Below are 10,395 nucleotides of genomic sequence, written 5' to 3' on the forward strand. Positions count from 1 at the left end.
GCGTATCAAACCGTCAGATAGGTGGTGCGGATGGTCTCATCCGCTTCCAGCGCCGCCATGGTGCCGGCGAAGCGGATGCTGCCCTTTTCGATGACGAAGGCGCGGTCGGAGACGGCGGCGGCGAAATCCAGGCTCTGTTCGGAGAGCAGCACGGCCAGCCCCTCCGCCTTCATGCGCAGCACGGCTTCGGCCATCAGCTCCACGATCACCGGCGCCAGGCCTTCGGAGGGCTCGTCCAGCAGCACGGCTTCGGGGTTGCCCATCAACGTGCGCGCGATGGTCAGCATCTGCTGTTCCCCGCCCGACATCGCCGCCGCGCGGCGCCCGCGCATCTCGGCGAGATTCGGAAAAATGTCGTAGAGGCGTTCCACCGTCCACGCCGCGCGTCCGCCCCGTGCGGCGCGGCGGCCGACCTCCAGATTTTCCGCCACGGTCAAATCCGTGAAGATGCGCCGGTCCTCCGGCACATAGCCGAGGCCGGCGCGGGCGATCTGGAACGGCGCCCAGCCGGTGATGTCCTGCCCGGCGAAGCGCACCTGGCCGGCGCGCGGCGGCAGCAGGCCCATGATGGCCTTCATGGTGGTGGATTTGCCGGCGCCGTTGCGGCCCATCAGGGCGGCCACCTCGCCACGCCGCAGCGTGAGATCGACGCCGAACAGCACTTCCGCCGGGCCGTAGCCCGCGGTGACGCCGGAGACTTCGAGCACCGGATCAGCCATGTGCCGCACGCCTCGCCCGCAGCGCCGCCTTGTGGCCGGACTGGCCGAGATAGACGCGCTGCACTTCGGGGTTGGCGCGCACCGATTCAGGAGAGCCTTCCGCGATCACCTCGCCGCGCACCAGCACCAGTATGCGGTCGGCATGGGCGAAGACCGCGTCCATGTCATGTTCCGTGAACAGCACGCCGATGCCCTGGCCGCGCGCGATGCCGGCGGTGAGCTGCATGAGTGCGGCGCGTTCGCGTGGTGCCATGCCGGCGGTGGGTTCATCCATCAGCAGCAGCTTCGGCGCGGCGGCGAGTGCGATGGCGAGTTCGACGCGCTTCACATCGCCATAGGCCAGCTCGCCGATCGGGCGATCCGCCGCTTCGGCCATGCCGACCTGCGCCAGCAAGGCCAGCGCCTCCGCCCGGTAGAGCGACGCCGCATCCGCCACCAGGTCCCGCGTGCGGCCGTGATGCGCGGTCAGTGCCATCTGCACATTGCCGGCAACCGACATGGATAGGAATGTCTGCGCCACCTGGAAGGTGCGGCCGACGCCGAGCTTGCAGACCTGGCGCGGCGGCAGCCCGGTGATGTCCTGCCCCGCCAGCATCACGCGCCCGGAACTCGGCGCCAATTGCCCGCCCACCATGTTGAATGTGGTGGATTTGCCCGCGCCATTCGGCCCGATGATCGCCAGCATTTCCCCCGCCGCCAGGGCGAAGGACACATCCTTCGCCGCGACGACGCCGCCGAAACGCTTGTTCAGGCCCTCGACCGCCAGCAGAGTCATGCGCGCCTCCGCAACGCGCCATAGGCACCGGACAGGCCGCGCGGGAAGATCAGCACCAGCGCGATGATGGAGGCGCCGAGGAAGAACCGCCAATGGTCCGTCAGCGGCATGAAGAAGTCCTTGATGGTATGGAAGGCCGCGGCACCGGCGACCGCGCCCATCACGGTCTGCATGCCGCCCAGCAGCAGCATCGCCAGGAAGTCGATGGACATCGGAATCGCCAGCAGCGTCGGGTCGATCGAGCCCTTGGAGAAGGCATAGAGCCCACCCGCCAGCCCCGCCGCCGCGCCGGCTAGCGTGAAGGCCAGCCAGCGATGCATCCGCACATTCACGCCGATGGCATCCGCCCGCTGTTCCGAATCCCGCGCCGCCCGCAGCGTGGCGCCGAAGGGCGCGTAGATCACGTGGCGCAGCGCGGCGATGCCGAGGATGCAGCAGGCGGCAACGAGATAATGAAACACCTCCCGCGACCTGGCCCAGCCACTGGGCCAGACGCCGACCACGCCATTGTCGCCGCCCGTCACCTCGACCCATTGGAAACACACCGCATAGGCAATCTGCGCGAAGGCGAGCGTCAGCATCGCCAGGTAGATGCCCGTCAGCCGCACCACGAAGAAGCCGAACAGCGCGGCGAAGGCAGCCCCCGCGATCGGGGCGGCGATCAGCGCCGGCTCCATCGCGAAGCCGCCGCGCGTCACCAGCAGCCCGGCGGCATAGGCGCCAAGGCCGAAATAGGCGGCATGGCCGAAGGAGACGATGCCGCCATTGCCGACGAGAAAATTCAGCGAGAAGGCGGCGAGTGCGAAGATCAGCACCTCCGTCGCCACCTTCACGGTGTAGGCGTCCCCGAATAGCGGCACGGCCAGCGTCGCGGCCAGCACGACGCCGAGGATCACCTTCTCCCACATCCCGAAGCGCGGCGTGGCGAGGATACCCTCCGGCAAGGCCGCGCGCCCTGCCGCGGCTTCCGGGCGGCCGAGCAGCCCCCAGGGCTTCACCACCAGCACCACGGCCATCAGCAGGAACACCAGCACCAGCGTGATCTTCGGGAAGATCAGCACGCCGAAGGCGTTCAACTGCCCGATCAGCACCGCCGCCAGGAAGGCGCCGGGCACGGAACCCATGCCGCCGATCACCGTGACAACGAAAGCCTCCGTGATGATCGACAGGTCCATCTGCGAATTGGCGGAGACGCGCGGGATCTGCAACGCGCCACCCAGCCCCGCCAGGAAGGCGCCGAGGAACAGCGTGCCGGTGAACAGCAGCGCCTGGTTCACGCCGAGCGCGCCCACCATCTCCCGGTCCCGCGTCGCGGCGCGGATCAAGATGCCGAAGCGCGTCTTGTGCATCAGCAGCCATAGCAGGCCGAGCACGGCCGGGCCGACGCAGATCAGGAACAGTTCATAGGCCGGGAAGCGCTGGCCCAGAATCTCCACGCCATGGCGCAGCCCGGGCGCACGCGGCCCGGGGATCTCCACCGGCCCCCAGATCCACAGCACCGCATCCTGCACCATCAGCACCACGCCGAAGGTGGCAAGCAGCTGGAACAGCTCCGGCACCTTGTACAGGCGCCGAAGCAGCAGCACCTCCATCACCACGCCGAGCGCACCCACCACCAGGGCGGAGACCAGCACGCCCACGAAGAACAGCAGTGGCGAACGGTCGAAATCCAGCAGCCAGGGCACCACCGTCACCGTCATATAGGCGCCGAGCATGTAGAAGCTGCCATGCGCGAAATTGACGATGCGGGTGACGCCGAACACCAGCGTCAGCCCGGATGCAATGACGAACAGCGAGGAGGCGCTGGCCAGTCCCGACAGGGACTGGACCACCAGGAAGCCGAAATCCATGCGCCGGGATCAGCTCCGCGGGCGCGCGGCGCGCACCTCATCCTCGGGGAACATGAAGTCGGCGCCGTCGGCGTAGCGGGCGTTGCGCATGGTGCCGGTGCGGCCGCGCAGCTCCGTCTCTCCCACCCAGGTGCCCATGGTGCCCTGGTGGTCGAGTGCGCGCATGGTGACGTTGCCGACGATGGTCTGCGTCGGCAGATCGGCCAGCGCATCCACCATCGCCTCCGTCTCCGTCGAATTCGCCTTGTTCAGCATGCTGGCCACCACCTCGGCGGTGACGTAGCCCAGCACGCTGCCCTTGCGCGGCGTATCGTTGAAGCGGGCGCGATAGGCGTCCACAAAGGCCTTGTGCCGCGCGTCCTGCACCTGTTCCCAGGGATAGCCGGTGACGATCCAGCCATCCGGGCATTCATCGCCCAGCGGGATCATGTATTCCGGCTCACCGGTCAGCAGCGACAGCACCAGGCGACGCTCGAACAGGCCGCGGGTGTTGCCCTCGCGGACGAAGGCGGTCAGGTCGGCGCCGAACAGCACGTTGAAGATGCCATCCGGCCGCGCCTGCGCCAGCGCGCCCACCGTGGCGCCGGCATCGACCCGGCCGAGCGCCGGGTACTGCTCCGCCACGATCTCCGCGCCGGGAATGGACTGGCCGATCAGCCGCTTGAAATTGGCCGCCGCCGATTGCCCGTATTCGTAATTCGGCGCGACGATCGCCCAGCGCTTCGCCGTCTTGCCGCGCGCGGCCTCCACCACCATGCGGGTCTGCATGTAGGTGGAGGGGCGCAGGCGCCAGGTGTAGCGGTTGCCCTGCGCCATGGTCAGCGCATCGGTCAGCGGCTCCGTCGCCAGGAACAGCTTCTTGCGCTGGTTCGCCAGGTCGGACACCGCCAGCCCGACATTGGACAGGAAGGTGCCGGCCAGGAAGGCGCAGCCTTCGCGGGTCAGCAGGTCTTCCGCCACGCGCACGGCGTCACCGGGGGTGGAGCCATCGTCACGGAAGACGAATTCCAGCGGCCGCCCGCCCATCACGCCGCCGGCCTGGTTGATCCGGTCCACCGCGAGCTGGATGGCGTTGCGGTAGGGGACGGAGAAGGCGGCCATGCGGGCGTAGGAATTCAGCTCCCCCACCTTGATGGGCGCCCCTTGGGCCGGGGCGCGGCCGGGGCGCAGCCCCGCGAGCATGCCGGTGCCAGCCGCCAGCGCGCCGCGGCGGGAGAGGGTGAAGCCAGCCATCGCGAGGACTCCCAAATTGCCTGTCGGCGCGCATCCTCCACCGCGGCCGGGTCGCGGTCCAGCCGGTTTCATGAGGCGTGTCGCAGCTTATGCGACTCTGGCATCACGCGATTGCCCAAATCACCGCCCCGGCTGCTTCCTGCCGCGGCATCTGACGCGGCCTGGCCGGTGCGCCGGGGGCAATCTCGCCTTTTTGGGTGGATCATGGCCGAATAATGGCGCAAGAGTTCATCTTGTTGCCAATATCAGGGGGCGCCCATGTTGATCACTCTCTGCGTCCTGGCCGGAGTCACGGCGCTTCTCGGCATGTTCAGTGTCGCGGTCACGCTGCTGCCGGCGATGGGCCTGGGCCTCGCGGGGCTGACCGCGGCTGCCGGCTTCAGCCTGGTTTCGCTCGCCGCCGGCCTCGCCGCCGGGGTGCTCGCCCTGGGCCAGCAACGCGCCGGCGCGGGCTGAGAGCGCGGGTTCAGCCGCGCGGGCCGCGGGCGCGCAGCGGCGCCAGTTCCGGGTCCAGGTAGCGGATTTCGTGCAGCCGCACATCCGGCATCGCCTGTGGGTCCCCCATCATGATGATGAGGCAGAGGCTGGTGCCCATCAGCTCCAGCTGCTTGTGGCCGCGCAAGGGCAGGGGAACCCGGTTGCGGCGGCAGGTCTGCAGCAGAATCGCCAGCAGATCCCCGGCCGTGAAGGACCAATGGGCGCGCGGGCCGGACCTGGGCTTCTGCGGCACCAGCCGTGCGATCACCTCGCCCGAGGGGGAGGTGGCCATATCCAGCCTCACCTGGCCGGTCGCGGCCTGCCAGCCCGGCTGGGCCAGCACCATGCCCGCGACCAGGGCATCCAGAACTTCCGCGGGCGAGAACAGGATATAGCGGACTTCCTTCGGCATGGCGGGCTTCAGGTGCCGCGGCAGGCGCGTGTTGTGGCAGCCTGCGTGGCGCGTACGGCTTGGCTATCCATGTGGTTCTCCTCCGCCACGGTGAACCCTTCATGGCGGCCAGCCTGCTGACAAAGCGATAACGCCGCCCGCCAGCCGGCCTTCATGCAAGATTCACGTCGCCCGGCGGCGGGCCGGGGTAGACGCCCCGCAGGTCGCCGTCAGGTCAGCGAGACTCACCCGATGGACGGCCTCGGGGGTCAGCCGACGGCGCCAGCCGGCACATCGCCGGCGCAACGCGGCGCAACCGGTGCGGCCGCGTCAGGCGCCGCATCGCGAAGCAGAGGGCAGGGCATGGATGGCATGGCAGGCACGCGCGGTGCGGAACCCCGGCGGCGCTATCGCACGGTGTTCCTGTCCGACCTGCACCTCGGCACGCGCGGCTGCCGCGCGGATTTCCTGGTGGATTTCCTGCGCCGGATGGAATGCGAGCAGCTGTATCTGGTGGGGGACATCGTCGATGGCTGGCGGCTGCGCAAATCCTGGTACTGGGATGTCGACCATGACGAGGCGATCCGCCTGGTGCTGAAAATGGCGCGCAACGGCACCCAGGTGACCTACATCCCCGGCAACCACGACGAGATGCTGCGTGACTGGCTCGGCCTGGAAATCGCGGGTGTCCGGCTGGCGAAGGAGGCGGTGCACAAGGCCGCCGATGGCCGCCGCTTCCTGGTGATCCATGGCGATGAATTCGACAGCGTGGTGCGCTACGCCAAGTTCCTCGCCCATCTGGGCGACTGGGCCTATGACAGCGCGCTGGTCGCCAACCGGTGGTTCAACGCGCTGCGCCGGCGCTTCGGCTACCCGTACTGGTCGCTCTCCCAGTGGTTGAAGCGGCAGGTCAAGGAGGCGGTGAAGGCGATCGACCGCTTCGAGACGGCGCTGGCCCAGGAAGCCCGCCGGCGCGGCCTGGATGGCGTGGTCTGCGGCCACATCCACCACGCCGAGATGCGGGAGGTGCAGGGCGTGCTCTACATGAATGACGGCGACTGGGTGGAGAGCTGCACCGCGCTGGTCGAGCATGCGGATGGCCGGTTCGAACTGGTCGACTGGGCGCGGGAGAACCAGCTCAGCTTCTTCCGCGCCGCGCCAGCCCCGGCGGGTACCCCAGCCGGCACCCCGGCGGGGCTGCCGGAAACCGTGTAGCGCCGGGGCCATGGCACGGCGCCGGGCGGCTTTCGCCACTTCCCGGCCGCGCATTTCTCGGGCACCAGGGGCGCGATGCGCGCCGCCGCAGAGGCCCGAGGCGAGAGGACCGGTTTGGACGAGGAATCCCCCTGCGGACATGCCCCTTGGGGGATGGGTGCGCTGGAGCCAACGGAAATGACCGCCGCGATCGGGCCGCTCCGCATCCTTGTGGTCTCGGATGCCTGGTCGCCGCAGGTGAATGGCGTGGTCCGCACCATGGCCACCGTTGTCGCGGAACTGGCGCGGCTGGGCGATGTGGTGGAGGTGATCGGGCCGGACCGCTTCGCGACCGTGCCGACCCCCGGCTATGCCGAGATCCGCCTGGCGCTGGCGCCGAAGCGCCGGCTGCTGCGGATGGTGGATGAATTCCGCCCGAATGCGGTGCATATCGCCACCGAGGGCCCGCTCGGCTGGGCGATGCGGGCGATCTGCCGGGCGCGGGGGTGGCGCTTCACCACCTCCTTCCACACCAAATTCCCGGACTACCTGCACGCCCGTACCCGTATTCCGAAAGCCTGGTCCTGGGCGCTGATGCGGCGCTTCCACGCGGCCGGCGCCGGCACGCTGTGTGCCACGCCGACCCTGGCGGCGGAACTGGCCGCGCGCGGCTTCGCCCATGTGGTGCCCTGGTCGCGCGGCGTGGACCTGGCGGGCTTCCACCCGGATGCGGCCGGCCTCGGGCCTGCCGAGGCGTGGGAATCACTGCCGCGGCCGATCTTCCTGTGCGCCGGGCGGGTGGCGGTGGAGAAAAACCTGGAGGCCTTCCTGGCGCTGGACCTGCCGGGCAGCAAGGTGGTGGTGGGCGACGGCCCGCAGCGTGCCGCCCTGGCCCGGCGCTTCCCCGCCGCGCATTTCACCGGCTGGCGGGAAGGGGCGGCGCTGGCGCGGGCCTATGCGCAGGCGGATGTCTTCGTCTTTCCCTCCCGCACCGATACCTTCGGGCTGGTGCTGCTGGAATCGCTGGCCAGCGGCACGCCGGTGGCGGCGTTTCCGGTGACCGGGCCGCTCGACATCATCGGCAAACATCCGGTGGGGGCGCTGGATGAGGATCTGCGGGCCGCCTGTCTGCGCGCCCTGCAGGCGGACCGCGCCGCCTGCCGCGCCCATGCCACGGGGTTTTCCTGGGCCGCCTGCGCGCGGCGCTTCCGCGACAGCCTGATGCTGTGTCCCTGAAGGGTCCCGCGCGGCGGATTTCCCACGCCCCCCGGGCCATGCTACCGGCGGCGCCATGGCGTGCCCCCATCCCCGCCCCCTTCGACGGCGCCAACCCAGGCGATGATCCGCAGCTTCATCCGGCATCCGGCGGTCCAGGGGGGCCTGGCGCGGCTGGTCGGGCTGTATCTGGCGCTGGTGGTGCGGACCACGCGCTGGCGGCTGGTGGGGGCGGAACCGGCCCTGGCGCTGGTCGCCGCGGGGCAGCCATTGATCCTCGCCTTCTGGCATGAACGCCTGCCCTTGATGCCGGCGCTGTTCAACCTGGCCCGCGCGCGGGAACCGGCGGCGGCAGGGCTGCGGCCGCATGTGCTGGTCAGCCAGCACCGCGATGGCCGCTTCATCGGCGCCGCCGTGGGGCGTTTCGGGGTGGAGATGATCTACGGCTCCTCCCGCCGTGGCGGGGCGGGGGCGTTGACGGCGCTACTGCGGACGCTGCGGCGCGGCCAGCCGGTGCTGATCACGCCGGATGGCCCACGCGGCCCGCGGCGCCAGGCCGCGCCGGGCGTGGCGCAGGTCGCGGCGCTGTCCGGCGCGCCGGTGGTGCCGGTCGGGGCCTCCAGCAGCGCGCAGCGGCGGCTCGGCTCCTGGGACCGCCTGATGCTGCCGCTGCCCTTCGGCCGCGGGGTGGTGGTCTGCGGCGCGCCGATCACCGTGCCGCGCGACGCGGCGGAGGCGGCCCTGCCCGGCATCGCCGCCGCGCTGACCGAGGCCTGCCGGGAAGCCGACCGGCTTTGCGGCGTCACCGATGTGCCGGACCGCCCGGCCCGCCCGTCCCGCCCGTGACCATCCCGACCTCGGCCTGGCGGCTGGCCACCACCCTGGCGGCGCCGCTGTTGCGCTGGCACCTCGGCCGCCGCGTCCGGCGCGGCAAGGAGATCGCGGCGCGGCTGGCGGAGCGTCGTGGCCTCGGCGCCGCCCGGCCGCCGGGCCGCCTGCTGTGGCTGCACGCCGCCAGCGTGGGGGAGGCGATTTCCGTCCTGCCGGTGCTGGAGGCGCTGCTGGCGCGCGACGCCGCGCTGCACCTGCTGGTCACCACCGGCACGGTCACCGGCGCGCAGGCGCTGCTGCACCGCCTGCCGGCCGCGCTGGCGGCGCCGGGCGAATCCGGCTTCCCGCGCGTGACCCACCGTTTCCTGCCGTTGGATGTGCCGGACTGGGTGGCGCGGTTCCTGGATGGCTGGCGGCCGGATGCGGGTGTGCTGGTGGAAAGCGAGCTGTGGCCGAACCTGATCGCGGCCGCCCGCGCCCGGCGCATGCCGATGGCGCTGGTCAATGCCCGGATCAGCCCGCGCTCCTTCGCCCGCTGGCACCGTTTTCCGCGCAGCGCGGCCGAGATCCTGGGCGGCTTCGCCCTGGTGCTGGCACGGTCGGAGGGGGACCGCGCCAGGCTGGCGGCGCTGGGCGCGGCGGCGGCGCAATGCTGGGGTGACCTGAAGGCGGCGGCCGCGCCGCTGCCGGCGGATACGGCGGCGCTGGAACGGCTGCGCGTCTTGCTCGGCGACCGCCCGGTTTTCCTCGCTGCCTCCACCCATCCGGGGGAGGAGGCGCTGGTGCTGGCGGCCCATGCGCGGCTGGCGGCGGACTGGCCCCGCCTGCTGACCGTGCTGGTGCCGCGCCACCCGGATCGCGGCGTGGCGGTGGCGGAACTGGCGGCACGGCAGGAACTGGCGGTGGCGCGGCGGGCCGGCGGCGGCGCGCCGGGGGCGGATGTCGCGGTCTATGTCGCGGATACGCTGGGCGAACTCGGCCTGTTCTACCGCCTGGCCACACTCGCCGTGGTGGGCGGCAGCCTGATGCCGCGCGGCGGCCAGAACCCGCTGGAGGCGGCGCGGCTCGGCTGCCCAATTCTGCTCGGCCCGCACACCACCAACTTCGAGGAGCCGGTGGCGCGGCTGCTGGCTGCCGGCGCGGCCCGGCTGGTGGCCCCGCAAGCCGTGGCGCTGGCGGAGGCGGTGGCCGGTATGCTATCCGATGCCGGAGCGCGCCAGGCCATGGCCATCGCCGCCGCGTCCATCGCGGCGGGCCAGGCCGGTCTGCCGGGCATGGTGGCCGCGGCGCTGCTGGACCTGTTGCCGGATGGCTCCGGCCCCCCCGAGGAAGGCGCGCAGCCTTTCGCTCGGTGAATGTAGGCCGGGGCGTGTGAGCCGGGGCGTTAGTTTGGGGCCGGCCGCCACGGGCGGCCCTGCGTCGAAGCCGCCCTTCGTGGCGATTTGGTGAACGAAACCTGATGGTCGAGGCCTGATGCGAGCACCCGCCTTCTGGGCGGGCAGTGGTGGCGTGATACCGCTGCTGCTGTCCCCCTTCTCCGCGCTCTATGCGCAGGCCACCGCGCGGCGCATGGCGCAGCCGGGATGGCAGGCGCCGGTGCCGGTGATCTGTTGCGGCAACGCCACTGCCGGCGGCGCGGGCAAGACCACCGTGGCGATGGATCTCGGCCGGCGCCTGGCCGATCGTGGCGTCGCGGCGCATTTCCTGCTG

Annotated in this window: 11 protein-coding genes; 6 read left to right on the plus strand and 5 right to left on the minus strand. The window is 71.1% G+C overall.

The features are described from left to right. Positions 1 to 5 precede the first annotated feature (5 nt). The 4 genes from Q8S40_RS11415 to Q8S40_RS11430 are packed head-to-tail and all read right to left on the minus strand — an operon-like array spanning position 6 to position 4,577. A complete protein-coding gene (locus Q8S40_RS11415; RefSeq protein ID WP_304814952.1) occupies positions 6 to 719 on the minus strand; it encodes an ABC transporter ATP-binding protein in 714 nt (237 codons plus the stop codon). After that, positions 712 to 1,494 carry an ABC transporter ATP-binding protein gene (locus Q8S40_RS11420; RefSeq protein WP_304814951.1) on the minus strand — a complete coding sequence of 261 codons (783 nt, stop codon included), beginning with the start codon at positions 1,492 to 1,494 and terminating at the stop codon, positions 712 to 714. Before Q8S40_RS11420 ends, Q8S40_RS11415 begins: the two co-directional genes overlap by 8 nt. After that, entirely contained in the window at positions 1,491 to 3,344 is a 1,854-nt protein-coding gene (locus Q8S40_RS11425; RefSeq protein WP_305670498.1) for an ABC transporter permease, read from the minus strand. Before Q8S40_RS11425 ends, Q8S40_RS11420 begins: the two co-directional genes overlap by 4 nt. A gap of 9 nt (positions 3,345 to 3,353) precedes the next feature. Then, positions 3,354 to 4,577, minus strand: coding sequence for an ABC transporter substrate-binding protein (locus Q8S40_RS11430; RefSeq protein ID WP_304814948.1), 1,224 nt, complete (start codon positions 4,575 to 4,577; stop codon positions 3,354 to 3,356). 258 nt (positions 4,578 to 4,835) lie between these two features. On the opposite strand from Q8S40_RS11430, the gene Q8S40_RS11435 reads away from it, so the two are divergent. Then, complete coding sequence (locus Q8S40_RS11435) at positions 4,836 to 5,033, plus strand: hypothetical protein (protein ID WP_304814947.1); 198 nt, start codon at positions 4,836 to 4,838, stop codon at positions 5,031 to 5,033. A 10-nt stretch (positions 5,034 to 5,043) separates the two neighbouring features. Here Q8S40_RS11435 and Q8S40_RS11440 read toward each other — a convergent pair whose 3' ends face one another. Continuing rightward, positions 5,044 to 5,466 (minus strand): hypothetical protein, encoded by a 423-nt coding sequence (locus Q8S40_RS11440; RefSeq protein ID WP_304814945.1) that lies wholly within the window; start codon positions 5,464 to 5,466, stop codon positions 5,044 to 5,046. Between the two features lie 351 nt (positions 5,467 to 5,817). On the opposite strand from Q8S40_RS11440, the gene Q8S40_RS11445 reads away from it, so the two are divergent. The 5 genes from Q8S40_RS11445 to Q8S40_RS11465 all read left to right on the plus strand — a co-directional run. Then, positions 5,818 to 6,660: a UDP-2,3-diacylglucosamine diphosphatase gene (locus Q8S40_RS11445; RefSeq protein ID WP_305670499.1), complete on the plus strand. Its 843-nt coding sequence runs from the start codon at positions 5,818 to 5,820 to the stop codon at positions 6,658 to 6,660. A 177-nt stretch (positions 6,661 to 6,837) separates the two neighbouring features. Beyond that, a complete protein-coding gene (locus tag Q8S40_RS11450) occupies positions 6,838 to 7,875 on the plus strand; it encodes a glycosyltransferase family 1 protein (protein ID WP_305670500.1) in 1,038 nt (345 codons plus the stop codon). A gap of 102 nt (positions 7,876 to 7,977) precedes the next feature. Beyond that, positions 7,978 to 8,700, plus strand: coding sequence for a lysophospholipid acyltransferase family protein (locus Q8S40_RS11455; RefSeq protein ID WP_305670501.1), 723 nt, complete (start codon positions 7,978 to 7,980; stop codon positions 8,698 to 8,700). Next, a complete protein-coding gene (locus Q8S40_RS11460) occupies positions 8,697 to 10,040 on the plus strand; it encodes a 3-deoxy-D-manno-octulosonic acid transferase (RefSeq protein ID WP_305670502.1) in 1,344 nt (447 codons plus the stop codon). Before Q8S40_RS11455 ends, Q8S40_RS11460 begins: the two co-directional genes overlap by 4 nt. 118 nt (positions 10,041 to 10,158) lie before the next feature. Continuing rightward, on the plus strand, positions 10,159 to 10,395 hold a 237-nt coding region (locus tag Q8S40_RS11465), incomplete at its 3' end, for a tetraacyldisaccharide 4'-kinase (RefSeq protein WP_305670503.1).

Origin of the sequence: Falsiroseomonas sp., from assembly GCF_030695085.1 — a bacterium.
Classification (GTDB): Bacteria; Pseudomonadota; Alphaproteobacteria; order Acetobacterales; family Acetobacteraceae; genus Falsiroseomonas.

What these genes read in the sequence shown, in the direction of transcription:
- Q8S40_RS11415 (WP_304814952.1), bottom strand. Translation starts at nt 719, where the DNA reads ATGGCTGATCCGGTGCTCGAAGTCTCCGGCGTCACCGCGGGCTACGGC.
- Q8S40_RS11420 (WP_304814951.1), bottom strand. Translation starts at nt 1,494, where the DNA reads ATGACTCTGCTGGCGGTCGAGGGCCTGAACAAGCGTTTCGGCGGCGTC.
- Q8S40_RS11425 (WP_305670498.1), bottom strand. Translation starts at nt 3,344, where the DNA reads ATGGATTTCGGCTTCCTGGTGGTCCAGTCCCTGTCGGGACTGGCCAGC.
- Q8S40_RS11430 (WP_304814948.1), bottom strand. Translation starts at nt 4,577, where the DNA reads ATGGCTGGCTTCACCCTCTCCCGCCGCGGCGCGCTGGCGGCTGGCACC.
- Q8S40_RS11435 (WP_304814947.1), top strand. Translation starts at nt 4,836, where the DNA reads ATGTTGATCACTCTCTGCGTCCTGGCCGGAGTCACGGCGCTTCTCGGC.
- Q8S40_RS11440 (WP_304814945.1), bottom strand. Translation starts at nt 5,466, where the DNA reads ATGCCGAAGGAAGTCCGCTATATCCTGTTCTCGCCCGCGGAAGTTCTG.
- Q8S40_RS11445 (WP_305670499.1), top strand. Translation starts at nt 5,818, where the DNA reads ATGGCAGGCACGCGCGGTGCGGAACCCCGGCGGCGCTATCGCACGGTG.
- Q8S40_RS11450 (WP_305670500.1), top strand. Translation starts at nt 6,838, where the DNA reads ATGACCGCCGCGATCGGGCCGCTCCGCATCCTTGTGGTCTCGGATGCC.
- Q8S40_RS11455 (WP_305670501.1), top strand. Translation starts at nt 7,978, where the DNA reads ATGATCCGCAGCTTCATCCGGCATCCGGCGGTCCAGGGGGGCCTGGCG.